This window comes from Bacillus sp. cl95 (genome assembly GCF_900115925.1).
Lineage (GTDB): Bacteria > Bacillota > Bacilli > Bacillales > Cytobacillaceae > Neobacillus_A.
In genome coordinates this window covers 391,010-415,264 of the sequence record NZ_FOYF01000003.1, presented here as the reverse complement: position 1 = coordinate 415,264, position 24,255 = coordinate 391,010, and the positions used below count along the sequence as shown (strand labels likewise).

The following is a 24,255-nucleotide window of genomic DNA, read 5'->3' as shown; positions in this document are numbered from 1 at the left end:
TTCACGGAGTTTTGAATAGTATTCTGACATGTCATGATTGATTTGATTTATAGGGCGTGGACTCTTGAATCTTGATTATAAACACTATTTTGGAGAATAGGAATGTAGTTTTCAGAAGTGAATATAATCTTTTAATAGTAATGGAAGATTTAAATATGCTGAAGCAATTTTAAATATCCAGAATTTCTGTTATATCCGAAGATGAGTATCTTAATATAGTATACGAAACGACATATAATGAATGTATTTATATAGAGAGTGGCAAAATGGTATCCAAAATTCATATTCAGGCCTAATAGGAGAAAATAGAAGCGCTCATAAAATGTTGAGTGATCTATCCCTTTCTTTTGTAAAGTGGGTTTTCTTATCGCATTATTGGGAAAGCATGTAAATAGGAGGGATATATATGACAAATGTTAATTTAGCAATCGTGTACTACAGTTCTACGGGTACCAACTACAAATTGGCAAAATGGGCAGAAGAAGGAGCTAAGGCTGCGGGAGCAGAGGTGAAAGTACTAAAAGTTCCAGAAACAGCGCCACAGTCTGCCATAGATTCAAATGAGGCGTGGAAAAATCATCTTCAAGAAACGAAGGATGTCCCGGAAGTGAGTCATGGTGATTTGGAGTGGGCCGATGCGATTGTCTTTAGCGTCCCGACACGTTTTGGGAACATGCCAGCCCAGATGAAAAGCTTTCTTGATACAACAGGAGGACTCTGGTTTAACGGGAAACTAGTGAACAAAGTCGTAAGTGCGATGACTTCCGCACAAAATCCTCACGGCGGTCAGGAGGCAACGATTCTTTCCCTATATACAACGATGTATCATTGGGGTGCTATTGTTGCAGCCCCAGGTTATACCGATCCTGTGACATTTGCTGCTGGCGGAAATCCATATGGGACGAGTGTTTCGGTAGACCAAAATGGTAAAATGGTTGAAGATGTTCAAACGGCAGTTAAGCATCAAGCTAAGCGAACGGTAACTATAGCGGAAATGGTGAAAAAAGCGAATCAATAATTATCAAACTGACCGAGGAAAACTTCGGTCAGTTTTTTTAACGCTTTTTAATTTCAATATTCGAAAAATAGAAGTAACATAGATACTAGAGATATTTTAGGGGAGTGATGGTATGAAGGCGGTCGTGCATGAAGGACAAACAGGATTATCGGGATTAGTTTTTCGAGAGATTGAGGAGCAAAAAATTGGCTTTGGTGAAGTCAGAGTAAAACTTAAATCGGCAGGGCTGAATCATAGAGATCTATTTGTACTAAATCGACATACACCAGATCAAGGTTCACTTATCATTGGATCGGACGGAGCAGGCGTAGTGGATGAAGTCGGAGAAGGTGTAACGAATATTGCGGTTGGGGACGAAGTCATGATTAATCCTGGTCTTGGCTGGAAGGAAAAAACCGATGCTCCACCACAAGGCTTTGAGATTTTAGGACATCCTTTCCATGGTACGTTTGCTGAAAAAGTAGTAGTACCTGCAGACAATGTTGTGGCTAAACCTACATATTTAACATGGGAAGAAGCAGGAGTCCTTTCTTTGGCGGCTTTAACCGCGTATCGGGCTTTAATTACTAGAGGAAAAGTTCAAGCTGGCATGAAAGTGTTAGTACCTGGCATTGGCAGTGGTGTGGCAACTTTCATCCTTCAAATGGCGAAAGCCGAGGGAGCAACTGTTTATGTGACCTCTCGTTCGAAAGAAAAATGTGAAAGTGCACTTGAAATGGGTGCTGATAAAGCCTTCGATAGCAATGAAGATTGGGCAGAAGCACTTAATGGCGAAAAAATGGATCTCGTCATTGAATCCGTAGGTGCTGCTACATTCAACAAATCACTTGAACAGGTACGACCTGGCGGCACGATTGTCACTTTTGGAGCGTCAGCGGGGGATGATGTACAAATTAATCTTCGAGCTTTCTTCTATGGTCAACTTAACCTCCTTGGCTCTACCCTCGGTAGCGGGGAAGAGTACAAAGAAATGGTCGTATTTATGGAAAAGCATCAAATTAGACCTGTTGTAGATAAGATGTATCCTATTGAAGATTTTGCAGCAGCTTTTGAAAAAATGAACAAAGCAGAACAATTAGGTAAAATAGGATTTTACATTGAAGATTAGGATTACCGGAAGACAGTCTCGGCTAATAAGCGAGACTGTTTTTTTAGTTCAAATTTTTAGAAAAAACTAAAAATTGATTGTGTAAAGACATTCAGCGTGGTTTAATTAAATAAACTGAGTAGTCATTTTAAAAATGGGAGGCAATGAAATGATAAATATTAAACGCTTATCTGAATGTAGTGTTGATAAAGCGGTGAAAGCTTGGAATGTAGGATTCGAAGGTTATTTCTTTGATGCGACTACGAACGCGGATGCTTTTCTTAACCGTATGGTCATGGAAGGATTATCCACCAAACTCTCGGTCGTTGCCTTTCATGATCAAGAACCAATTGGCATTGTTCTAAGTGGCATCCGTGAAGTGAATGGAGAAAAAATTGCCTGGAACGGTGGGACTGGAGTAGCCAAGGATTTTAGAAAAAAGGGTGTAGGAAAACTTATGATGGAAGCGTCTTTTACGATTTATCGTGAGGAAGGCGTGAAATTAGCTACGCTAGAAGCCATCAGTGAAAATGAAAATGCTATCAAATTGTACGAGAGCATTGGATATCAAATCGTTGATGAATTAGAATATTTGGAGATGAACGGAAGCCAAGATGAAAGCCCATTTGGTTTGTCAGTAGAATATAAGTTGCAAAGACTTCTGCCACAACAGGCTGGATTATTGTCTTTTTATAAAGGGGGAAATCCTTGGCAAACCCAGTGGCAAAGTGCAAAGGGTGGGGAAGCTATTACTTTAGTAGATGAATCAGGGATAGAAGCAGGGTACGCCTATTACCGCAGATCACTTGATGAAAAAGGAAATCATGTGGCGACTGTTCTTTTTCAATGTGAAGCAAACCCGGAATGTAAAGACCCTGCAAGTATTATAGAAAGTTTACTTCATCATGTCTTTGGAAACTGCAGCGAATCGATCAAGCGTGTTGTGCCAAATATGCCGGTTAAGAAAAGTAAAGAAACCTCAGAAACTCTCAAATCTTTCGGATTCAAACCTACCGTTAAGCAAGTCATGATGGTGAAGGAAATGTCTAATTAGAGATAAAATAGGTCGTAATAATCATGTAATTTTTACCAAGAGAAATTTGTCGAATCCAACGAATCCCCTAGTAGAATAGGGGATTCATTGTTTTGTATATTTATGTATAGAGTATGCATTGGTTATGCATTGCCAATTTTCCGTTGAAATACAGAGTGATATTGATATAATAATTATTAACGAGACCTATTCCAACTCTAATATTTTATTATTCTAATAGAATACATATGATTTCTGATCATTATATTAATAACTCACTACGATAATGGCAAACTCGTTGAAAGGCGAGGACGCAAAGCTATGGGTCTAAGGGTGTTCACCTATGACTGCCAGGTTGCCGAATAGGATAAGAGTAAACTTAGACTATTCTTTAAAGAATGGTCTTTTTTTATTGTATTTTAAGTTTCATAAGTATGAAGTTGTGGTAACGAAGACGAATAAATAGGCAATGACGATGATTGATCTAAAAGTGGTTAAGCGGACAGGGGCGAACAAAATGTTGAAAAAAGCGAAGCAACTAACATTAAATAGAGTCCTGACGACCCTTACTAAATTATTTGATAAATCACCAGGAAGATTGCAATCAAAAATGGAAGATGAACATAAGGTAATTCTCCAAGGTCAAGGAGAACTTTGTGAAAGAACGCAGCAGGATCTTTATCAAACCCTACGGAAACAGCCAGGAATGACGTTCAAGTTTGTTAAGCAAGGAAATAAGTTCGTCTATACCCTTTGTGACGGGGAGTTGTTATATCAACTAGGACAGACCCCATCAAGTGTGGTTGGTAAGGACGTAAGAGAAGTAAAATCAAGAGAAAATGTCCTTTACTCCCTTCAACACTATTTAAAAGCATGGGAGGGTGAAGATATTGTCCAGTATGAAGAATTTCAAAACGGGATCACTTATATGACTTCACTAAGACCAATCAAAAATAATGGAGTTGTTAAAGAAGTAATCGGATTTTCAATGGATATTAGTGATCGAAAAGTGATTGAAGCCGAAATCAAACATATGGCTTACCATGATGATTTGACGGATCTTCCTAACCGCCGTCAGTTCATGGATCACATTTTTCGAAAAACAAAAAGAGGCATGAAATCTCAACAAGAGTTTTCCATTCTGTTGATAGATCTTGATAATTTTAAGCAAGTAAATGATTCGATCGGTCATGCCATTGGGGATGATCTTCTAAAAGCGGCTGTCATCAGGTTAAAGAAATGTGTGGCATCCAAAGGAATGATTGCTAGATTAGGCGGGGACGAGTTTGCTGTTTTGTTGGATAAAGTGAATGGTAAAAGCATGATGCATTTTGCAAATGAAGTGGCTGAAACCATTATCCAGGAATTTGCAACATCTATCGACATTCAAGAATATGAGTTATTTGTGACTACCAGCATTGGAATTGGTTGCTTTCCTGTAGATGGTAAATGCATGGATGAGCTATTAAAAAATGCAGAAATGGCTATGTATGCAGCAAAATCAAAAGGAAAAAACAACTATCAGCATTTTGATTCTGAGCTAAATAAGCAACTTAGAATAAGGTTGGATCTAGAAAATGGTTTGCGAAGAGCGATTGAAAACGACGAATTCAAAATAAAGTATCAGCCAAAAATGGATAGCTTTAACAACAGTCTGACAGGTGTTGAAGCACTCCTGCGTTGGAATCATCCTGAGCTTGGTGCAGTCCCTCCTACTACGTTTATTCCGCTGGCAGAAGAGACCGGACTTATCATTCCTATTGGCGAATGGGTGCTACACAAGGCATGTAGCACTCTAAAATGCTGGCATGATTCTGGTTTTGAAAATATAAAAATGGCAGTGAATCTTTCAGGGAAGCAATTAAATCAGAAAAATTTTGTGGGAATGGTTAAGAATATTCTCGAGGAAACAGGTGTTAAGCCTGAATCTCTAGAACTTGAGATCACAGAAAGCATGACGCTAGATGTCGAATGGGCATTTAAAATACTGAAAGATTTGAAGTCAATAGGAATCAAGTTATCTATGGATGACTTCGGCACCGGGTATAGTTCTCTAAATTATCTCAAGAATTTTCCAATCGATACTTTAAAAATCGACCGGTCTTTTGTAATGGAGTGTACGACGAATGAAAAAGATGCTGCAATGGTAAAGACTATTATTAAAATGGCTCATCATCTTGATTTAAGAGTTGTTGCAGAAGGTGTAGAGACTAGCGAACATCTAACATTTTTAATAGATCATGAATGTGATGAAGCCCAAGGTTATCTTTTTTCAGAACCAATAGATGCAAGTGAAATAGAAAAGCGTTTTTTGAAAAATGTCAGTGCTAATGAAAACATGAGATAGACAGTGATGAACGTATATGCTACATTGCAGTTAAACCTTACAATGGAGCGGACTATGAAAAAAGTAACCATGAAAGACATTGCACTTGAAGCGAATGTATCAGTCGCAACAGTGAGTTATATCATTAATAATGTTAAGACTCAGACCATTCCTCAAGAAACGAGGGAGCGTGTTCTTGAGATTGTAAAAAGGCTCAATTATGTCCCGAACCTTGCAGCCAGATCGCTGGTGAAGCAAAAGACAGGTTTAATGGGGATTTTGGTAAATCGAGAAGAGAATCAAGGATTTTGGAGAAGGTTTCATTACGCGGACTTTATCAGTGAGCTCGAAGGCTTGCTTGCCAAGAAAGGCTACCATGTGTTGCTCTATAGTCTTGATGCTGAGAATCCTAACCCGCAAATCATCCTAGAGAGAAAGTTGGATGGTGTATTTTTGATCGATCCAAGTGAAGAATCTTTCCATAATATTTCAAGGCAATTTCCACTCGTACCATTAGTTGTCATTGATAGTCACATTGATGATCCATTGTTCTTTAAAGTGCTGCCAGATTTCAAAAGCGCAATGGCAAACGCTATTCAATTTTCAACAGATAGAGAATTTGTTCTCGTCGTGGAAAAATACAATAATCTCGGAATTATAAAGACTCTGTATCGTGAATCAGGACTTGAACCAGATAATATTTTTACTATGAGCAATGAAGCGGACTTGAAACATTTCTTAAGCATTCATAAAGGGAAAAAGGTAATAGCGGTTAATGAGTTTATCGGAGTCGTTGTTGCAAAATATGCTGAAACTAAGGACATGATTGTCATATGTACTTCAGGTTGTCCAGAGATACTCCCTATGGCCTGTGATAAAATTACTTTTACAAGAACAAAAGCAGTAATAGCAGAAGACATCATGGCTAAAATACTGGAAGATGATCAAGTAGACAAACTAGATAAGTTCGTGTATTTGGTTCCAAGTGAATAATTGTTCAAAAAGCTTGTGTTAAGGCACAGGTTTTTTATTTTGCCAAGAAACGCTTACTAAGGTTGTTAGCTGATTTAAACAAATACTATATTCCAAAAAGCAAAACGACGTCTATCATTTGAAAGTACATATAAATATTCAAAGTGATAAAAATAACGAGAATTTTTAGAAGATGGGTAGGGGAAGGATTATATGGGAATTTTCCAAAAAGAATAAACTGGGGCTACAAAAAACACTTAGAAATATTTTCTAAGTGTTTGGCCTTTAATTTAAATCAAACCTTTAGCTGGTATTGGTCTGAGAGGATAAGATCATCTTCCATTAGAACATATGGATGGGTTTCCATCAAAATCGTTTTAAGGTGATCTGGCATTTTTTCTGCTTCGTATGCACAAATCAAAGGAAACGAAAGCTGATTTACAGCTTCGTCTACTATCTTTTCAAAATCATTAATTAAGTGCAGTGGATCTTCCATTGAGGCCCACTCAACATGTGCCCATGAACGAAAAGGAATGTTATTTTTTACGTATGGCTGTACCGTTTTATTAAAGTATTCAGTGATTGAAGGAGGATGGTAACTGCCACTTGAGTAATAGAAATCGAAGTTGTTAACATAGTGAACGAATTCCATTTGATCTTCTGTTAACTGTGAAACGAGTGCTTTATGAATAATACGGTAAAAACGTTCATTTTCAATGAGAATAATGTAATCACCTGACACAATGCCATCTTTTATATAATTGACAACCTGTTCAATGTAATTTTGTATTCCACGATAGGAATACAACACATGAACACTTCTCTGGTCTTCAAACAACTGGTTCATTTTGCTTTTCAAGTGATCACCCCTCTATTTTGAATTGTTTCATTTTTCCATATTTTTGTAAAGTGCTAAATGGTGGTATTTGGATAGGAAAAGGGTCTAACTGGGGATCCTCTTTAGGTTAGGGATTGATTTCCATATATCAATTAATACTAAAAAGTACACTTTGCATTGCGTTTGCCTATTGAAGATATGAACGTCTTAAAGTGAAGACTTTACTAACATATCCTAAATCTCCAAAGATTCCTCTCGTTCCTGTATTTTTCATGTACTTTGCACAATAGTCTTGACCATTTTAACCCTATTTGAAGTAATCTGTCTAATTAACTTTACGACATATATAGCTAAATATGAAAAATTACTATTTTAAGGACAGGATTCTGTTCATACTAAGTTTTAAAAGCTTCTTTCTTTTTAGTTTTGCTAAATGAACATAAAAGGAGTGGGTAGAAATCGAAAAATTCATCATCAATTATCATAGCGGTTTTTCTAAAGAAATAAGTGTCAATGACCTGCAAGAAGCAAAAGAGATCGCCAAAGAGGGCATGACATACACGAAAGAAAAAGTAACAATTGAAACCTCAAATGGTGAAATTCTTACCTCCTCAAAGTGGTCTAAAGGTGAGGCGCAAAAGAATGACTTTATTCTTAAGCAGGTAAGTATCGGCTATTACCAAAATTGGAGCGACGAGTTGTGTGATTGATCTAAAACTTGTTGAATCAAAAAGGAGTGATATCATGCCACGAAAATCTTCTCCAATCAATGAGAAGTCCGATGAGAAAACAATTGAATCACAAAACGAAAAAAACGAGGATGAAATCGAGAAGCTAAATCACATGTTAGCAGCTGTCTTAAATTATATTTCTGATGAAGAAGTAGAAGTAATCGATATGGAATACCTTTTGGATCATACGGAAGGACTTCAAGTGTGGTGGGATCAATATCAAGAAAGCAACAGGATAGTAATAGAGGAAGAAATCAAAAAATCTTTAGGGGAACTTTCTTTGAAAGAACTTGAAAAGATTCGAGAACAAATTAAAGAAAAACAGGAGTGAATGGAAATAAATCGAGCTTATTTAATACAGCTTTTGTCCATTGTAGAATGTATTACTTCAATATCATCTGCATTCCATCCAGGAATGCTTTTTTGATTTAAGTTAAATGAATACTAGATTTGGCACACTTTCATTAATTTTAAACCCCTCAACAAAATCTATTTGTAATCATGAATTTCTAAAGTTTCATAGACAGATAAAATTATCTTGTGATACACTTTACTTAAACGTTTAAGTGAATAGGCGGTGTTTATATGATTGAAAAATTCGAGGTCACGATTACCCCTTTCCAAAGGCAACGGTTAGTAAGGATTTATGTGCCTAATGATTATCACCAGAGCAATAAAGTTTATCCAGTGTTGTACATGCACGATGGTCAAAATCTTTATTTTGATGAAGAAGCTGGTTATGGAATGTCGTGGCGCATTGCAGATTATCTTGATCAAACAGGAATGGATTTAATTGTTGTTGGTATTGATTGTGCACCAGGAGAAATACGATTAGACGAATATGGACCATGGCCAAATCATGAGCTGTGGAGAAATCTTAATTTAGAAGAGCGTGTGCTTGGTGGGCAAGGTATAGAATATGTAGACTACTTAGTGAATGTACTTAAGCCCTTAATTGATGAGAAATACCGTACAGTCCCCGAGGATTCTAGTATGGCTGGGAGCTCGATGGGCGGCTTAATTTCCACTTATGCTGCTTGTAAATACCCACACATTTTCCGAAAGGTAGCTTCTTTCTCATCAGCCTACTGGTTTAACCAGTTAGAGATTGAAAATTTTATAAGGGAAAGCGACTTAAGTATGATTGAGAAATTTTACATGGACGTTGGCACGAAAGAGGAATCAGGATCGATTTCGCATCAAATGTATATCGATTCCAGTCAAGCGGTATACACGATTATCAAAGATAAAGTGAAGGATTGTCGTTTTGATATCTTAGAAGGTGCTGTTCATAACGAATTAGAGTGGAGAAAAAGAGTGGGTCCAGTATTTGAGTATTTTTTTAGCATCGCAACTTAAACGATTAAGTAAATAAAGACAAAATATGAGGTGTTCAACATGTTAAAAGAAGCTATTTATCACCGACCAAAAGGGAATTTTGCCTACGCAATTGACACTAAAACTGTTCAAATTCGGCTGAGAACGAAAAAGGATGATGTGACGGAAGTTGCACTGTTATGGGGAGATCCTTTTACTTGGGAGCAAACAGAAGACGGAACTTGGCAGTGGAAAGTAAATGGAAAAACCGTCATGAAAAAATTGAGAAGTACGACGCTTTTTGATTATTGGACAGCGGATTTACAGCCTGAATACCGCCGCTTGAAATATGGTTTTGAAATTCACTCTGGTGAAGAAAAAGTTGTGTTTACTGAAAAAGGATTTTTTGAAGCGGACCGTGAAGCAAAAGAGTATATCGCAGGTTTCTTTACCTTCCCATTCATTAATCCTGAAGATATTTTCCAAGCTCCAGCATGGGTAAAGGAGACAGTATGGTATCAAATTTTCCCTGAACGATTCGCAAATGGAAATCCAACGACAGACCAAGAAGGTACGTTGGCTTGGGGAAGTCAAAAGCCAGAGTGGGACAATTTTTTTGGTGGAGATTTACAAGGTATTATTGATCACATCGATCATCTTGCCTCGTTAGGAATCAATGGCATCTACTTGACGCCGATTTTCAAGGCGCCATCCAACCATAAGTACGACACAATCGACTATATGGAAATCGACCCGCATTTTGGAGATAAAGAGACATTCAAAAAACTCGTTGAAGTTTGTCATGCAAACGGCATTAAAGTGATGTTGGATGCTGTGTTCAATCATAGTGGCTTCTATTTCCCACCGTTTCAGGATGTGCTTGAACATGGAGAGGCATCAAAGTATAAAGATTGGTTTTATTTAAGAGAATTCCCGATTGTGAGTAAGCCTGTTCCAAACTATGACACTTTTGCTTTTGAACCTAAAATGCCAAAACTAAATACTTCAAATCCTGAACTTCGCGAATATTTATTGGAAGTTGGACGTTACTGGGTAAGAGAGTTTGATATTGACGGGTGGCGCCTTGATGTGGCGAACGAAGTTTCACATGAATTTTGGCGTGAGTTCCGAAAAGAAGTTAAAGCGATTAAACCAGATGCTTATATTTTGGGTGAAATCTGGCATGATGCTATGCCTTGGCTTCAAGGTGATCAGTTCGACGCTGTCATGAACTATCCATATACAAATGCAGCGATTCAGTTTTTCGGTGAAAGTAAAATCACGAAACAGCAGTTTATCGATGAAACGACAGAAGCTCTACTCATGTATCCAGATAATGTAACTGAGGTAGCCTTCAATTTGCTCGGAAGCCATGATACGCCACGTATTTTACACGTTAGTGGTGAAGACAAATTGAAAGTGAAGCAGTTGTTTACTTTCTTACTCTCCTCACCGGGAACACCGTGCATTTATTATGGAGATGAAATTGGGCTTACGGGCGCAGGAGATCCAGACTGCCGCAGATGTATGCCTTGGAACAAAGAAGAACAAGATCAAGACATGCTCCAATATATGACAAGATTGATTCAGTTACGAAAAACCGTTCCTGCCTTTGGAAATGATGGGACGTTAACATTCGTCGAGAATGCTGCTGATGATAACTACTTGATGTATACGAAACATAATGACAAAGAAACACTGTTGTTTATTTTTAACCATAGCGATGAAAACATTGTCGTTCCGGTTCCTGCAGGCTTAAAAGAACGCAACTTTGAATCATTGCTGAATGATGAATGGCAAGTCAACGAATCAGGATTTATATTAGCAGCTCGAGGTGTAGTGGTAGCTGTTGTTAAATAAGTATTTTGCTCGTTCAAATGCCTCAGGTTATTGTACTGAGGCATTTGTTTTAAGGGATAGATAATGAAGGGAAAGGATCATAGATGATAGAACAAATTCAAACATCCGCTTCTTTTTCCGCCAAACCGTTAAGGAAAAACAAGACATTCTCCTTTATGCTGTCAGGTTATACTTTATCGATATTCGGAGACTGTTTTCATAGTATTGCGCTGAATATCTGGATTTTACAAAACACAGGCAGCGCTAAACTAATGTCTGCTGTCATGATTACTTCAATGGTTATGAGTTTCCTTTTTGGATCAGTAGCAGGAACAATTGCGGATCGTGTAGACCGCAGGAAATTGATGTGGATGACGGATTTGATTAGTGGTGTTTTAGTATTAGGAGTAGCGATAACGATGATTCTTCCGAACGTATCATTCATGGTCTTGTTGCTGCTTACGGCTTTAAATAGTTTTGTAAGGCTTTTTCAATACCCTGCATTACAGTCGTCATTAACAGACATTGTTGGGAAAGAAAACATTCAAAAGGCAACAGGTGCAATGGGTGTGGCAGACAATATCGCCAGAATCAGTGGTCTTGCAATTGGTGGGGTGGCTGTGGCAACTTTTGGAGGAGCTGCAGCGGTGATCTTTAACGGTATTTCATACTTTTTATGTTCGATTCTCATTTTGTTAGGTGGAGCTTTTCCAACCTCACGAAATCTTTCAGTTGAAAAAAAGACATTTAAAGAAGATTTCGTTTCAGGACTCATCTTTATTTGGAAACACAGGTTTACTCGGGCCGTCATGATCCTATCCCCTTTATTGGGTATGTTCTTTGTTTCATTTCTTATGTTGACACAAGTTGCAGCGGTGAAAGTGTGGAAGGCAACACCGATGGAATTTGGGCTACTCGAAGCCTGTATACCAACTGGCTATTTGGCTGGGGCAGGAATCATCATGTATTTAGGAAAGAGAGTGAAAAGGAGAGGAATCTGGATTATCGGAAGTATGATTCTAATGGCGCCACTCTTTATGATTATTTCTATACTAAAATCTCCTTTCCCAGCCATACCGATTATTTTTGTCATTGGCATGCTTTTTGCTTTCTCGACCTTTTTGATTCAAGTCATTATGAGGGAAGAAGTGGAATCTGACCTTCAAGGAAGACTATTTGGTACTCTTGGATCTATCTCAAGCATAGCTCCGCCTGTTGCGTTAGCTTTGTTCTCCTTCTTTACAGATTTGTATGGTTCTCCTACGATGCTTTTAGTGAATGGAGTAATCTTGCTATTGACCGGAATTTTGAGCGGTTTATTTCTGAAAGTGATCCTCTATGTGGAATAGCTAGAAAGCAAACATTGTTTTGCTTTCTTTTTTAATCAATTGCTGAGTTACCTAAAAGTAAAGAAAAGGAAATTGACTATTTGTTTATGTTGGATTAAAATTATCTTGAATTCGAGATATTTTTTATTGAAGTCAATTTTAAGGAGTGTGTAGCTATGTTGAAAAAATCATTAGGTATTCATCATATAACAGCCATTGTTGGCCATCCTCAAGAAAATGTTGATTTTTACGCAGGTGTTTTAGGATTAAGACTAGTAAAGCAAACCGTGAACTTCGATGATCCGGGAACGTATCATTTATATTTTGGTAACGAAGGCGGTCAACCTGGTACCATTATTACGTTTTTCCCATGGGCCGACGCTTATCCTGGGAAAATTGGTGACGGACAAGTTGGGGTAACATCTTATGCTGTTCCAACTGGATCCCTAGGTTTTTGGGAACAGAGGTTAAAGGATTTTAACATTGAGTATGTAAAACAAGTACGTTTTCATGAAGATGTTCTGCAATTTAAGGATCCTCATGGCCTTCAGCTTGAATTGGTTGCAAGAGAAGATGGGGAAAAAAATGCGTGGGATTTTGCAGGTGTTCATCGTGATGTTGCCATAAAAGGATTTGCGGGTGCAACGCTATTTTCTGCCAAACCTGAACAAACTTCCGTGCTACTAGAAACCGTTATGGGATTAGAAAAAGTCGCAGAAGAGGGAGAATATATCCGATTTATAGCTACAGGTAATATAGGGAACATCATTGACCTGAAACGTGTAGCAACAGGCCGTGGACAAATGGGTGTAGGGACTGTGCATCATATTGCATGGCGAGCATTGGATGATGTGGATCAGCTCGATTGGAAGAAGCATGTTGAAGGTTATGGGTATGGGGTAACCCCCGTTCAAGATCGTAACTACTTTAATGCGATTTACTTCAGGGAGCATGGAGAAATTCTATTTGAAATTGCCACAGATCCGCCAGGTTTTGCGCATGATGAATCTTTCGAAACGATGGGTGAAAAATTAATGCTGCCTTCACAGTATGAACCACATCGTGGACAAATTGAGGACATCTTAATACCGATTGAAGTAAGGAATCTTCATAAATAATATAAAAGCCTCGATGCTATAGTCAGCGTCGAGGTTTTCTATCGTTTCCTTTAGCTTTCTAAGTAACGATACAAAGTAGACTTAATACCCGTTTTTCTTTAATTTCTGCTAAAGTGTTTCTTGCTTTCATACATCGCAATGGCTCGTTGGACATTTTCGTCTGGTTTTCTTGGTCTCCCGGTAGCACCGCCTTGTTCTTTTGCTTCCGTGATTCCTTTTTTCGTCTTTTCACTTATGACATCACTTTGAAAATCAACAAGTTTCGTTAAAATTTCTGCAAATGCATACCCATTAGGATTGCTTGTATCGATGGATTCATGATTGGAAATTAAACTTGCCAAACTGTAACCTTTATTTATGGACTTTTTTGTGTACAACTCAATTTCCTCATTATATACTAATGACTGAAATCGGCTATTTTCTATATGATTACTTTTTGAATATAGGGGTAATTTACATGCAAGAATGGCTAATAGGAAGGGGAAACATGATGAACATTACAGATCAAGCCCGTGATTTGCTGCTGCAAGTTCTGAAAGAACAAGACAAAAGTGGAATAAGAGTCTATTTCGCAGGCTATGGCTGAGGACAGCCACAGATTGGACTGGCTCTGGATGAGCCTGAAGCAGATGACAAAGTAGTGAAAATCAATGAAATTCAGGTTGCAATTGATCCGAACATTGAAATCTATCTTGAAAATTTAACATTAGAATACGATCAGGAACGCAATGGACTGATGTTGACTGGTCGAGACAGCGATTGCTGTTAAGAATACAAGTGGCCCTAATTCATTTTAGGGTCCTTTTTTTGGGGTATTTTTATAGTAATTATATTATTATTTAATCAGTTACAATACTTTCTTAGAGAAATGAAATGTGTTACTATATTCCTATGTTGATAGACCTATTTTGAAAGAAGGAAATTATATGATTAAAGAATGGAACAGATGTAAAGACGAGGAACAATTCTGTCCTATTTCTCTCAAAAAGTACGGAAAGCTTTTTTGGCCATTATTTCTCATTAGTAGTATCGGGGTAATTATTGTCAATTTCTATTTCGATTCATCCTTTTTACTGTCGTTATATGCTTATCCTGTTGTTTTGATTTCATTGATGCGTATCCCGGCACCTTTATTTTATGGACTAGGATCACTATTGTTGGGAACCCTGTATTTTGTTAAACCTTTAAGTACTAGTTTGACATTATACATTATGGCCTATGCGGTACTGATGCTTATTGTTCGCCGGGTTGTCACTGTTTCACAAATGAATTTCAGTAAGAAAAATGAACAAGAAGAATTATTGGTTAACACTGTGTTTTCACTAGCTAAGACGATTGACGCTCGTGATTCTTACACAGCTTTCCATTCCAGTAATGTAGCGGATTATGCTAAAAAAATCGCGAAAACGATGGGTCTCTCACAAGTAGAAATTGATTCAATCTACTTGGCAGGTTTATTGCATGATATCGGCAAAATCAGCATGCCTGATGCCATTCTCCAGAAGGACGGTCGTTTAACAGATGAAGAGTACGGAATCATGAAGAAACACCCAGAAGAAGGATACCATATCATTAAGGATATCAAGAGACTTCGTGATCTCGGTATCACAGATATAGTCCGTTATCATCATGAACGTCCGGATGGTATGGGATATCCACTAGGTTTAAAAGGAAAAGAAATCCCAGTTGGAGCGAGAATTCTCGGTGTTGCAGATGCTTTTGATGCGATGACAACGAATCGCTCTTATCGTCAAAAGCTAGCGATTGAAACTGCAGCAGGAGAGTTAAGACGGAATATTGGTACCCAGTTCGATCCTGAATCAGCGGAAGCTTTTCTTACCATTTTGATGAAAGAAGGGAAATTGCAGGAAGAAACAAAAGTTCAGTCAGGTGTCTATGCTATGGCCAACTAGAGATTAGATTTTATGAAGTGAGCACTTCCTTTGTGAAGTGCCTCTTTTTTTTGCCGTTTTTATGTTCAAGAATCGCAAAAATAAATGATTGTGGTTTCCTTATGTCACCATTCTGTCATTTCTTAATCAAATGAATTGAAAAATTAAGATTTATCATAGCGAAAAGTACATTCTTAAAGTAGACTTATAATTGATAAAGGTTATCATTCTCTTTTAGAATGGTTTAAAGTTAAAAGGAATGTTTTAAATTCCATCGAGAGGTTAGGGGGAATGGCTATGCTTCTTTCTCAATTAAAAAAGGGCGAAAAAGCCAAGATTGTTGACTTATCATCATTAACTGAAACAGTTAGAAGGCGTTTGTTGGATTTAGGGATCAGTGAGGGATCTGAAGTTTGTCTACAATGTAAAATGCCGTTTAAAGGACCTTGCATGGTCGAAAACTGCGGCCAATCATTAGGCATTCGCTTGCAAGATGCATTCCATATTAAGGTGGAAAAACCGTGTTAAATATTGCTCTAATAGGGAATCCGAATACAGGAAAGACCTCACTTTTTAATAACCTCACAGGCACCTATCAATATGTCGGTAACTGGAGTGGTGTTACTGTCGAGAAAAAAGTGGGAGTCATAAAAAATAAGCGTGGAAATCTCATAGATTTGCCTGGAATATATTCGTTAAGTCCTCTTTCAAAGGACGAAGCGGTGGTTTCTAACTTCTTTGTATCCGAGCCATTTGATGGCATCATCAATATCGTTGACGCTTCTCAAATTGAGCGGAATTTAATGCTTACTCTTCAGTTATTGGAGTTTGAAAAGCCTACCATTATTGGATTGAACATGACGGATGTAGCGAAGCGAAGAGGTATGACGATAGATGATGTAAAGTTATCCGAATTATTGGATGTTCCTGTCGTCCCCGTAATTGCTCGAACAGGAAAAGGTACTAGTACAATTAATGAACTGATCACAGATAAGCCGGCAAAATCATATTTCAAGATTAATTATGGGAATGTGATTGAGGATAGTATTGAATCCATTGCAAAACTTCTGCCATCTTCACTTTCTATTCCAAAGAGATGGACAGCCATTCAACTTTTGGAAGGAAACGATGAGGTTAAAAAATATATTGCTTCATTCAAGAATGCAAAAGAAATTAACCTTTTCTTAGAACAAATCAATGATAAATTACGTAGTGAGCATGGTGTGGAAAGTGCTGCAAGATGGATTTATCTTGTAAGAAAAGATTATATCAGCCAAATTATCCAAGATTCAGTTATTCAAGAACAAGATGTGCAACCAACGGTAACTGAAAAAATCGACCGTTTCACCACTCATCCGATATTAGGGATCCCCATTTTCTTGGCGACGATGTTCTTGATGTTTAAGCTTACATTTGACTGGGTAGGGTTACCTCTATCTGATCTATTAGATGGATTTTTATCAGGAACGATTACCAATTGGCTAACAAGCGGATTATCAGCGATGAATGCTTCTAACTTTATTAAGGCTGTTGTACTTGACGGGATTGTAGCTGGTGTGGGTGGAGTTCTCGTCTTCGTACCGCAAATATTTATGTTGTTTTTAATTATATCGTTTCTTGAGGATTCAGGATATATGTCTCGTGCAGCGCTAGTGATGGACCGTACGATGGAAATGGTCGGACTTAATGGGAAAGCGTTCATTCCAATGATCATTGGATTTGGATGCAATGTACCAGGAGTTATGGCAGCAAGGACCATCGAAACGCCAAGGGAACGTTTATTGACCATTCTATTGACACCTTTAATGTCTTGTTCTGCTAGATTACCAGTTTATGCACTGTTTGTAGGAGCATTTTTTGCAAAATATCAGGCGCTTGTTGTGTTTTCTTTGTATGTACTCGGAATTGTGGTTGCATTAGTCTTAGCGAAAATCTTTTCTTTAACCATCTTAAAAGGTGAATTTTCTTTATTCGTGGTTGAATTGCCACCGTACCGCATGCCACAGGGAAAAGCTTTGTTCCGCAGTACATGGGATAAGGGTAAAGGTTTCATTAAAAAAGCGGGAACATTTATTTTTGGTGGATCGGTGCTCATTTGGTTCCTTTCTTACGCAGGACCAAGCGGATTTGCTGTTCCGATGGATGATAGTTTCCTCGCTATGATTGGTGGAGTGTTAGCACCGATTCTTGCACCATTAGGCTTCGGCTCATGGCAAGCGGGCGCTTCTTTATTAACAGGGTTTTTGGCGAAAGAGGTAGTTGTATCAGCCATGAACATCATTTATCATGTTCCAAATGCTGATACACTGCAAGGGTTATTGGCTACTGAGTTTTCAGCCCTTTCCGCATTTAGCTTTATGGTGTTTGTTTTGTTATATGTACCATGTTTGGCAACTGTAGCTACGATTCGCAAAGAGTCGGGCTCAACGAAGTGGACTTATTTCTCAGTTGCATATGCACTTGTGATTGCCTACATGTTGTCGTTAGTGATTTATCAAGTGGGAAGACTCTTAGGGTACTAAAGGAGGAGGACTGACCTATGGTTTTGAATATTGTGTTAGGCTCTCTTATTTTTGGATATGCAGGATGGTCTATTTACCGACATGTCCAAAAGAGCAAACAAGGAAAATGTTCGGCATGTTCTTTAGCAAATAATTGCGAATCAAAGTGTGATTCTGCTTCCTAAATAAGTAAAAGAAGATAAGCTATTTAAAGCAGCTTATCTTCTTTTTTTGCCTGTTATGGAAAAGTGGAAATTGAAGGAAATAGAAAGACGATTGGCTTGGCAAACAAAAGAATGTTTATCCTGTCCACTCCTAATCCGAAATTATCTTATGTAATCATGTGGCTTTGGTTGACTATTTTCATTCATAATCGAAGTGACAATGTGTAGTGAATCCCATTCTCCACCTGAAAATTTTGTGATGGGGTATTTTTTTTGAAAAAGCTTGTTCCGGATTACTTCAGCTGAGTTCCCTTGTTTTTGCAAAGTTAATACCTCTTGTTGTATGGATAGTAAATTGTCTCTTTTTCGTCTAAGCGCTTCGCGGCCGTCTTTGAGAAGCCCTGCATGGCTGCAAAAAACATCTTGAAAATCATAAGTTAATACTCGCTCTAATGAGTCAATGATTGTAGGAATACTTTCTTCTTTTAATGCTACTTTTATCCGCTCACTAACAAAAAGATCCCCCGTAAATAATTGACCGGATTCCTTATTTAAGAAGGCTTTGTGATCATAAGCATGTCCAGGGGTATCAATAACATCCCACGTTGCATTTCTAGAAAAAAACTTTGTAGGCATCGATTTCGCATGAAATGGCTTTCGTCTTCCCCAAAAGAGTTGCCGATATAAAGGATAATCTGCTCGTTTGGAGCAATAATCTATTGTTTTATCATTTAAGTAGATTGGTAGTTTCTTTGTCTTTTCAACATAGGCGGCACAGCCTGTATGATCTTCATGAAAATGAGTAAGCATAACTTGATCAAAATCTGCACTATCAATAAACGCTTCAAAATATTTATGTAAGGATTGCGCTCCAGTATCAATCAATACACCATCAACTAAATAGCTATACACATTCAATGAAACACCTTTGAATTTAATTACTCCATCTAAGTAGGAAACGCCATTTTTTTCACCTAAGAATGAATTTTTCTTCAAAAACATGCTCCTCATCACCGTCCTGTTAAACCAAAATATACCATATTCATGAATGGAAATGAAATAAGTAAGGATGATAGAAAGGTAATTTTAGCTAAAGATTGATCGACTTGAGGAATTTTGACCTCTAGTAACTTCAAATGCTTGAATTGGACCGTCTAGTTTCAGAAGACATTTAGTTAAAGGAAATGCTGTGGCTCATTCAAATCTGTCATATATATGATTCTTTTACATCTCTTATATAGAGGTGTTTTTTTTATGAAAAGGCTATTGAAGAACATCGTTGCTTTTCTGTCTTTCATTAATTGGAGCGTAAATCAACATGCACATATAAAAAAGGCTATGAAAAAGAATCTCATTTGGTCATTTATTGTTTTGTTACTGATTGTTTCGATGTATGAAGTGATATTTCGAACAAGAACTGTCACTTATATGGGTGAAGATATGAATTGGTTCATTGAAATTAACTCTAAATTAGTAGGCCTTAATGGCAGTTATCGTATTAAAGTTCGATATAAAGGAAAGGAACATATACAAGATGTAGATTTCAAGATTAATCCTTACTATGAATTACGGTTTTCCTCGTTTAATAAAAATAATTACTATTATTGGGATTGCAAGGATGACTGTGGTTATTATGATAAAAATTCAAAACTCAGGCTTTTCATTTTTTGGGTAGGTAACAATTCAGAAGAAAAAATGGCAATCATTGATTTAAAGAAGATCATCAAATAGTATGATTCTAAAAGGTGTTTAGCTTTAGTTAAAATACAGACAATAGTATGATGGTAAGAAGAGTAAAGGAGTTGATTTATCGATGCGTTTAGAAGGCAAAAAAGTTATAAGTTTGGTTCATCATGAATTCGAAGATCTCGAACTTTGGTACCCAATTCTGCGCTTAAGGGAAGAAGGGGCAATCGTTCATCTTGCAGGCGAACAAGCAAAAGAAAAGTATATCGGGAAATATGGAGTACCAGCTGAATCCGATTTTTCCTATGGAGATATTAGCGGGGAAGATTATGATGCTATTCTTGTTCCAGGTGGATGGGCTCCAGATAAGATTCGCCGGTTTCCAGAAGTGTTAAGTCTACTTCATCATATGGAAGAAAAACAAAAGCCCATAGGACAAATTTGCCATGCTGGATGGGTGCTGATCTCAGCAAAAATCCTTCATGGTAAAAAAGTAACAAGTACACCTGGTATCAAAGACGATATGGAAAATGCTGGAGCAACTTGGATAGACGAGCCTGTAGTGGTGGATGGACATCTTGTCTCAAGTCGTCGCCCACCAGATCTACCGGATTATTTGCGTGAGTTTATAAGAGTATTGGAAAGTAAATAGAGTGTTACCTATAAGGGTATCGGTTATGTCGATAAGTGTCGACATATCGATATCCCTTGTTTTTGTATTGATATATTGAAAAATCGTATCGATAAATGGTCATATCAAATTGATAAACCGCATTTATGTATTGATAAAATTAATTAAAGCATCCTGGAAAGTCAAAATACCCCTTACTCAAAGTCCTTTTTCAAGGATAGAACCACCTCCAAAAGGACAAAATGTAAAAAAGTCTGATCATAGGTGGAAATAATGAAAATGTTGTGTATTGATGGCGGGGGTATACGAGGTGTATTCGCCATCGCCATTTTGCAAGCGATAGAAGAGGAATTGCAAGAGCCAATTGGCAATTTATTCGACGTGATTGCTGGAACCAGTACGGGATCAATCATTGCCGCATCTGCCGCTCTAGAGACAAAAATGAAGGATGTTATGGACAGTTACAAAGCTTATGGTGAAAAAATTTTCATTAGAAAAGCAACTGTTGGCTTCTTCAAAAGTGTATACAGTGACAAATACTTACGGGCTCTATTAGAAAAGGCATTTAAAGACGTTACACTACAAGACGTAAAGAAACCTTTACTCATTCCTGCAGTTGATATTACACATGGCAGGCCATATGTACATCGTTCCAACTATAAAGAACATCCGGGTGACAAACTATTCATCCACCTTTGGGACGCCATATTATCATCCTGTTCAGCACCAGTCTACTTTCCACCCAATAACGTAAATAACGATTTCTTATCGATTGATGGGGGCTTGTGGGCAAATAATCCTTCCCTCGTCTGCATTACAGAGGCACTCAGTTTTTTCAAAAGCGAATTAAGAGACATACATATTCTTTCGATTGGTACAGGGAAACAGCATATTGATTTTCATATTGAAAAAAATAAAAATTGGGGAATCAAAAAATGGCTGCCTTTTCACCTTCCATCTATGAAAGTTACACCAAAACTGATCGATTTGGCAGTTGATCTCTCATCTGAATCTGTTTCTTACTATTGCAAAAGACTTCTAGGGAGTAACTACCTACGAATCAATAAAGAACTGGGAGAAGAGGTTCCGTTTGATGAAGTCGAGTACATGGATAAGCTCACTGAATTGGGGAAGCAAGTCTTTTCTGAACAAAAACAAGAGATATTAGACTTTATTCATAGACACAACAAAATGTAATGCTATGATAAGAGGGACATGCATGCATGAAACTTCCTAAAAAAGGGAAGAAAAAGGGAAGATAATCTTTTCATGAAAGGGAGATGAACATGGAAAAAATCGAAGTTGGCGAAGTATTTACAATTAGCGATGAAAATGATGTTGAACAGGAAGTTGAAGTTCTAGGTGTGATGGAGATTGAGGCATCAACATTTGTAGCTGTCGCTTTTTCTGAAGACGTAAAACAAGAAACAGATGAAGATATTGATATCTTCTTTTTGAAAGTGGACGAAGACGGAGATTTCTCTGCGATCGAAAGCGATGAGGAATTTGATAAGGTTTCAGAGGCCTTTGATCAATTAATGGATGAAGATGAGTAAATAGAAATAGAGAGGGCAACAAGCCCTCTCTATTTTTTTACCGATAAACGTTTTTGTTCATTGGCTTCAGTAATAAAATTAGAAATCGCAGCGGTTAAGCTATGTTTCCCAGTTGCATCATGACCTGCTTCCCAAAGCATCATTCCACCAAATCCATTTTCTAGCGCAAGATTGGTCTTCTTTTGCATGGTTACACGGCCGTTATAATGATAGGTGGTACCGTTCATAACTACTGTGTCACGACTTGCATTTTCTTCACCTTTATTCACAATGGCTGCAAATGAAACCTGTTTGATTTTAGGGTTTTCAGGTTGTCCATAGAAAGGAACGCCTAGAACAAGTTTCTCTTTGGATAACTTGTGTTCATCGAAGTAAGTTGCCCAATACTTAACGACTTTTTCAGTGAATGGATAAGGAGAAAGGTTTGAAGCATTGTATCCATCATCCCACTGACCGTCGTATGCCATGATATTCACATGGTCAACATCGTTGAACATAGAGGGCTCATAAACTACAAAACCTGATTCAGAAAGTGTAACTGCGTGAATTTTTGCGTAAACTGCAATCGAAAGTTCTTTTCCTTTTGGATGAAGCTTGTTGCTCAATTCCTTTGTAAAAGCGGCCAAATTTTGAGCATCAGCTTTTGAATGAGGATGTTCAAAATCAATATCAATCCCATCAAGGTTTTCGCGCTCAGCGATAGTGTATAGTTCATTGGCTAACTTTGTTCTTGAAGTAGGATTGCTCATTGCTTCTTTGAAATACCCATACGATTCTCCACCGTCGATATGAAACCAGCCTCCAACGGCAAGAATGGCTTTCTTGTCATTTTTATGTGCATTCGCAACAATGGCTCGTAAATTTTTTATCGCTAAATCACCATTTAATTTGATGCTTCCATCTTTCAATGGATGAGCAAATGAAAAAATAATATGTGATAAATGATTATAATCAACTTGTGCAGGATCGCGAAAGTCTTGTACATAACCGATCAGAACATTGTCTATAGGTTCTGTCCACTTAGGTACTAGTTTTTCATATTGTTTTTTTGATGAATGTGGATTGGGTTGCGTCTGAATGGATGTATTTTTCTGCTTTCCTTCTATATAAAACATTCCAGATAAAAAGCCTCCGAAAAAGGTAACGATGATTACCAGTACGCGGAGGACATTGCGTTTTCTCATATAGTGCCAGCCTCCTTATTACATACCTAAGCATTGTAACAGATAAAGAGCGTTGTTAGAGGTGGTAATATCAGCCTGTTAGAGGATTTTGTTCTTTTTAAAGAAACGATTCATGGTAGAGGAATTCCAAGGAAGTTTACATTTCTTATGGAAATAAGGTAAGATGTAAAGGAATGAAAGTAAAGTTCTAGTGGAATTCTATTGTTTGTTTGTTCTTTATTAAGAAATAATTGTTGTTCTAAAATACTTCCATTTATATAAAGGGGCTATTTTGAAGTGACTAAATTATTTATTTACTTAGCACTGGTTAATTTAATTGATGGTATTGTTACTTTTATCGGCCTTCATCTAAATGTAATAACAGAGGCTAATCATTTAATGGCTGTCGTTTATGATAATAGCCCTTTCTTATTTATGCTTATTAAAATTTTTTTATCCGCTTGTTTACTGGTTTTTGTCTTTAAAATAAAACTTAACAGAACGAAACTTCTCCTCAGTCTCGTCATGTTTGCTTCTGTGGCATACTCATTTACACTTTCATTACATGTTTATTGGATACTGCTTTATTTGTAGGTTCAGCTATAGAATAATGTAGGTACTTCATTGAATTGAAAACTAGAATATAGACTGATTATTAGAAAAAGGAGGAGCTTAAAATGGGAGGAAGAGTATCTATCATTTTTCGGGAACCTCTAGGTGAATGGGGTTTAAGAGGTGATCCTTATATTTGGAGCGAGTTAGAAACACATTTTTCTAAGATGTTTTTACCTTGTTCAGAGGAACACTTTCTTAAGGAAGTGTATTTTGCGTTCGAGCAATTTACAGGCAGCAAGCTGGGTTTGAAAGATTACATCCTTACTCCTCGTTACGATCATGGAGGAATGTCTGGTGGGATGGTTTGTTCAACATTTTGGTTAAAAAGAGCAATTCCCTTATTAATTAAACGCTTGCGTCAAATCAATGAAGTGAGTTAACAACTTAATTTGTCATTATAATAATCAAGTGTTCTTATTAAACCATACACGCATTTGTTT

General features: G+C 37.4%; 25 protein-coding genes and 1 riboswitch. Of the genes, 21 read left to right on the top strand and 4 right to left on the bottom strand.

Annotated elements, in window-relative coordinates:
• Positions 1–406 precede the first annotated feature (406 nt).
• The 5 genes from wrbA to BMZ31_RS11040 all read left to right on the top strand — a co-directional run bounded on the left by wrbA (position 407) and on the right by BMZ31_RS11040 (position 6,457).
• Positions 407–1,018 (top strand): NAD(P)H:quinone oxidoreductase, encoded by a 612-nt coding sequence (gene wrbA, locus BMZ31_RS11060; protein WP_090831799.1) that lies wholly within the window; start codon positions 407–409, stop codon positions 1,016–1,018.
• A gap of 112 nt (positions 1,019–1,130) precedes the next feature.
• Complete coding sequence (locus tag BMZ31_RS11055) at positions 1,131–2,126, top strand: zinc-binding dehydrogenase (RefSeq protein WP_090831798.1); 996 nt, start codon at positions 1,131–1,133, stop codon at positions 2,124–2,126.
• 148 nt (positions 2,127–2,274) lie between these two features.
• The gene (locus tag BMZ31_RS11050) at positions 2,275–3,159 is read left to right on the top strand and encodes a GNAT family N-acetyltransferase (protein ID WP_090831797.1); all 885 of its coding nucleotides are present in this window, start codon (positions 2,275–2,277) and stop codon (positions 3,157–3,159) included.
• 257 nt (positions 3,160–3,416) lie between these two features.
• A riboswitch (cyclic di-GMP riboswitch) is annotated at positions 3,417–3,501 on the top strand.
• Positions 3,502–3,613: 112 nt separating this feature from the next.
• Positions 3,614–5,485, top strand: coding sequence for a sensor domain-containing protein (locus BMZ31_RS11045; protein ID WP_175478080.1), 1,872 nt, complete (start codon positions 3,614–3,616; stop codon positions 5,483–5,485).
• 6 nt (positions 5,486–5,491) lie between these two features.
• Positions 5,492–6,457 carry a LacI family DNA-binding transcriptional regulator gene (locus BMZ31_RS11040; RefSeq protein WP_090831795.1) on the top strand — a complete coding sequence of 322 codons (966 nt, stop codon included), beginning with the start codon at positions 5,492–5,494 and terminating at the stop codon, positions 6,455–6,457.
• A 274-nt stretch (positions 6,458–6,731) separates the two neighbouring features.
• On the opposite strand, the gene BMZ31_RS11035 is transcribed toward BMZ31_RS11040, so the two are convergent.
• Entirely contained in the window at positions 6,732–7,295 is a 564-nt protein-coding gene (locus BMZ31_RS11035; RefSeq protein ID WP_090831794.1) for an MEDS domain-containing protein, read from the bottom strand.
• 530 nt (positions 7,296–7,825) lie between these two features.
• Here BMZ31_RS11035 and BMZ31_RS20735 point away from each other — a divergent pair.
• The 6 genes from BMZ31_RS20735 (at position 7,826) to BMZ31_RS11005 (ending at position 13,607) form a co-directional block, all read left to right on the top strand.
• Positions 7,826–7,984, top strand: coding sequence for a hypothetical protein (locus BMZ31_RS20735; protein ID WP_254778746.1), 159 nt, complete (start codon positions 7,826–7,828; stop codon positions 7,982–7,984).
• Positions 7,985–8,018: 34 nt separating this feature from the next.
• Entirely contained in the window at positions 8,019–8,336 is a 318-nt protein-coding gene (locus BMZ31_RS11025) for a hypothetical protein (RefSeq protein ID WP_090832010.1), read from the top strand.
• Positions 8,337–8,590: 254 nt separating this feature from the next.
• Entirely contained in the window at positions 8,591–9,364 is a 774-nt protein-coding gene (locus tag BMZ31_RS11020; protein ID WP_090831792.1) for an alpha/beta hydrolase, read from the top strand.
• Positions 9,365–9,403: 39 nt separating this feature from the next.
• Entirely contained in the window at positions 9,404–11,182 is a 1,779-nt protein-coding gene (locus tag BMZ31_RS11015; protein WP_090831791.1) for a glycoside hydrolase family 13 protein, read from the top strand.
• 83 nt (positions 11,183–11,265) lie between these two features.
• Positions 11,266–12,510, top strand: a complete 1,245-nt coding sequence (locus BMZ31_RS11010; RefSeq protein WP_090831790.1) for an MFS transporter — start codon at positions 11,266–11,268, stop codon at positions 12,508–12,510.
• Between the two features lie 155 nt (positions 12,511–12,665).
• On the top strand, positions 12,666–13,607 hold the full coding sequence (locus BMZ31_RS11005; RefSeq protein ID WP_090831789.1) for a ring-cleaving dioxygenase: 942 nt from the start codon (positions 12,666–12,668) through the stop codon (positions 13,605–13,607).
• Between the two features lie 98 nt (positions 13,608–13,705).
• Here BMZ31_RS11005 and BMZ31_RS11000 read toward each other — a convergent pair whose 3' ends face one another.
• On the bottom strand, positions 13,706–13,984 hold the full coding sequence (locus BMZ31_RS11000) for a recombinase family protein (RefSeq protein ID WP_254778744.1): 279 nt from the start codon (positions 13,982–13,984) through the stop codon (positions 13,706–13,708).
• 549 nt (positions 13,985–14,533) lie between these two features.
• Between BMZ31_RS11000 and BMZ31_RS10995 the strand changes: the two genes are divergently transcribed.
• From BMZ31_RS10995 to BMZ31_RS10980, 4 genes are all read left to right on the top strand, one after another.
• On the top strand, positions 14,534–15,520 hold the full coding sequence (locus tag BMZ31_RS10995; RefSeq protein WP_090831787.1) for an HD-GYP domain-containing protein: 987 nt from the start codon (positions 14,534–14,536) through the stop codon (positions 15,518–15,520).
• A gap of 276 nt (positions 15,521–15,796) precedes the next feature.
• The gene (locus BMZ31_RS10990) at positions 15,797–16,027 is read left to right on the top strand and encodes a FeoA family protein (RefSeq protein WP_090831786.1); all 231 of its coding nucleotides are present in this window, start codon (positions 15,797–15,799) and stop codon (positions 16,025–16,027) included.
• Complete coding sequence (feoB, locus tag BMZ31_RS10985) at positions 16,021–18,021, top strand: ferrous iron transport protein B (RefSeq protein WP_090831785.1); 2,001 nt, start codon at positions 16,021–16,023, stop codon at positions 18,019–18,021. The genes BMZ31_RS10990 and feoB overlap by 7 nt, the downstream gene beginning before the upstream one ends.
• 17 nt (positions 18,022–18,038) lie before the next feature.
• Entirely contained in the window at positions 18,039–18,185 is a 147-nt protein-coding gene (locus BMZ31_RS10980) for a FeoB-associated Cys-rich membrane protein (RefSeq protein WP_090831784.1), read from the top strand.
• A gap of 141 nt (positions 18,186–18,326) precedes the next feature.
• Here BMZ31_RS10980 and BMZ31_RS10975 read toward each other — a convergent pair whose 3' ends face one another.
• Positions 18,327–19,166, bottom strand: coding sequence for an MBL fold metallo-hydrolase (locus BMZ31_RS10975; protein WP_090831783.1), 840 nt, complete (start codon positions 19,164–19,166; stop codon positions 18,327–18,329).
• 252 nt (positions 19,167–19,418) lie between these two features.
• On the opposite strand from BMZ31_RS10975, the gene BMZ31_RS10970 reads away from it, so the two are divergent.
• The 4 genes from BMZ31_RS10970 (at position 19,419) to BMZ31_RS10955 (ending at position 22,037) form a co-directional block, all read left to right on the top strand.
• On the top strand, positions 19,419–19,895 hold the full coding sequence (locus BMZ31_RS10970; RefSeq protein ID WP_090831782.1) for a hypothetical protein: 477 nt from the start codon (positions 19,419–19,421) through the stop codon (positions 19,893–19,895).
• An 82-nt stretch (positions 19,896–19,977) separates the two neighbouring features.
• A complete protein-coding gene (locus BMZ31_RS10965; protein WP_090831781.1) occupies positions 19,978–20,502 on the top strand; it encodes a type 1 glutamine amidotransferase domain-containing protein in 525 nt (174 codons plus the stop codon).
• A 252-nt stretch (positions 20,503–20,754) separates the two neighbouring features.
• A complete protein-coding gene (locus BMZ31_RS10960; protein WP_090831780.1) occupies positions 20,755–21,678 on the top strand; it encodes a CBASS cGAMP-activated phospholipase in 924 nt (307 codons plus the stop codon).
• Positions 21,679–21,761: 83 nt separating this feature from the next.
• Entirely contained in the window at positions 21,762–22,037 is a 276-nt protein-coding gene (locus BMZ31_RS10955) for a DUF1292 domain-containing protein (RefSeq protein ID WP_139205941.1), read from the top strand.
• A 29-nt stretch (positions 22,038–22,066) separates the two neighbouring features.
• Here BMZ31_RS10955 and BMZ31_RS10950 read toward each other — a convergent pair whose 3' ends face one another.
• Positions 22,067–23,221, bottom strand: a complete 1,155-nt coding sequence (locus BMZ31_RS10950) for a glycoside hydrolase family 18 protein (RefSeq protein ID WP_090831778.1) — start codon at positions 23,219–23,221, stop codon at positions 22,067–22,069.
• A gap of 276 nt (positions 23,222–23,497) precedes the next feature.
• Here BMZ31_RS10950 and BMZ31_RS21050 point away from each other — a divergent pair, with 276 nt between their 5' ends.
• Positions 23,498–23,794 carry a DUF5658 family protein gene (locus BMZ31_RS21050; protein ID WP_090831777.1) on the top strand — a complete coding sequence of 99 codons (297 nt, stop codon included), beginning with the start codon at positions 23,498–23,500 and terminating at the stop codon, positions 23,792–23,794.
• Positions 23,795–23,877: 83 nt separating this feature from the next.
• Positions 23,878–24,195 carry a hypothetical protein gene (locus BMZ31_RS10940; RefSeq protein ID WP_090831776.1) on the top strand — a complete coding sequence of 106 codons (318 nt, stop codon included), beginning with the start codon at positions 23,878–23,880 and terminating at the stop codon, positions 24,193–24,195.
• The last annotated feature ends 60 nt before the right edge of the window (positions 24,196–24,255 follow it).

Coding starts and splice junctions, on each gene's coding strand:
- wrbA (WP_090831799.1), top strand. CDS start 407: ATGACAAATGTTAATTTAGCAATCGTGTACTACAGTTCTACGGGTACC.
- BMZ31_RS11055 (WP_090831798.1), top strand. CDS start 1,131: ATGAAGGCGGTCGTGCATGAAGGACAAACAGGATTATCGGGATTAGTT.
- BMZ31_RS11050 (WP_090831797.1), top strand. CDS start 2,275: ATGATAAATATTAAACGCTTATCTGAATGTAGTGTTGATAAAGCGGTG.
- BMZ31_RS11045 (WP_175478080.1), top strand. CDS start 3,614: ATGATTGATCTAAAAGTGGTTAAGCGGACAGGGGCGAACAAAATGTTG.
- BMZ31_RS11040 (WP_090831795.1), top strand. CDS start 5,492: ATGAACGTATATGCTACATTGCAGTTAAACCTTACAATGGAGCGGACT.
- BMZ31_RS20735 (WP_254778746.1), top strand. CDS start 7,826: ATGACATACACGAAAGAAAAAGTAACAATTGAAACCTCAAATGGTGAA.
- BMZ31_RS11025 (WP_090832010.1), top strand. CDS start 8,019: ATGCCACGAAAATCTTCTCCAATCAATGAGAAGTCCGATGAGAAAACA.
- BMZ31_RS11020 (WP_090831792.1), top strand. CDS start 8,591: ATGATTGAAAAATTCGAGGTCACGATTACCCCTTTCCAAAGGCAACGG.
- BMZ31_RS11015 (WP_090831791.1), top strand. CDS start 9,404: ATGTTAAAAGAAGCTATTTATCACCGACCAAAAGGGAATTTTGCCTAC.
- BMZ31_RS11010 (WP_090831790.1), top strand. CDS start 11,266: ATGATAGAACAAATTCAAACATCCGCTTCTTTTTCCGCCAAACCGTTA.
- BMZ31_RS11005 (WP_090831789.1), top strand. CDS start 12,666: ATGTTGAAAAAATCATTAGGTATTCATCATATAACAGCCATTGTTGGC.
- BMZ31_RS10995 (WP_090831787.1), top strand. CDS start 14,534: ATGATTAAAGAATGGAACAGATGTAAAGACGAGGAACAATTCTGTCCT.
- BMZ31_RS10990 (WP_090831786.1), top strand. CDS start 15,797: ATGCTTCTTTCTCAATTAAAAAAGGGCGAAAAAGCCAAGATTGTTGAC.
- BMZ31_RS10980 (WP_090831784.1), top strand. CDS start 18,039: ATGGTTTTGAATATTGTGTTAGGCTCTCTTATTTTTGGATATGCAGGA.
- BMZ31_RS10975 (WP_090831783.1), bottom strand. CDS start 19,166: ATGTTTTTGAAGAAAAATTCATTCTTAGGTGAAAAAAATGGCGTTTCC.
- BMZ31_RS10970 (WP_090831782.1), top strand. CDS start 19,419: ATGAAAAGGCTATTGAAGAACATCGTTGCTTTTCTGTCTTTCATTAAT.
- BMZ31_RS10965 (WP_090831781.1), top strand. CDS start 19,978: ATGCGTTTAGAAGGCAAAAAAGTTATAAGTTTGGTTCATCATGAATTC.
- BMZ31_RS10960 (WP_090831780.1), top strand. CDS start 20,755: ATGAAAATGTTGTGTATTGATGGCGGGGGTATACGAGGTGTATTCGCC.
- BMZ31_RS10955 (WP_139205941.1), top strand. CDS start 21,762: ATGAACATGGAAAAAATCGAAGTTGGCGAAGTATTTACAATTAGCGAT.
- BMZ31_RS10950 (WP_090831778.1), bottom strand. CDS start 23,221: ATGAGAAAACGCAATGTCCTCCGCGTACTGGTAATCATCGTTACCTTT.
- BMZ31_RS10940 (WP_090831776.1), top strand. CDS start 23,878: ATGGGAGGAAGAGTATCTATCATTTTTCGGGAACCTCTAGGTGAATGG.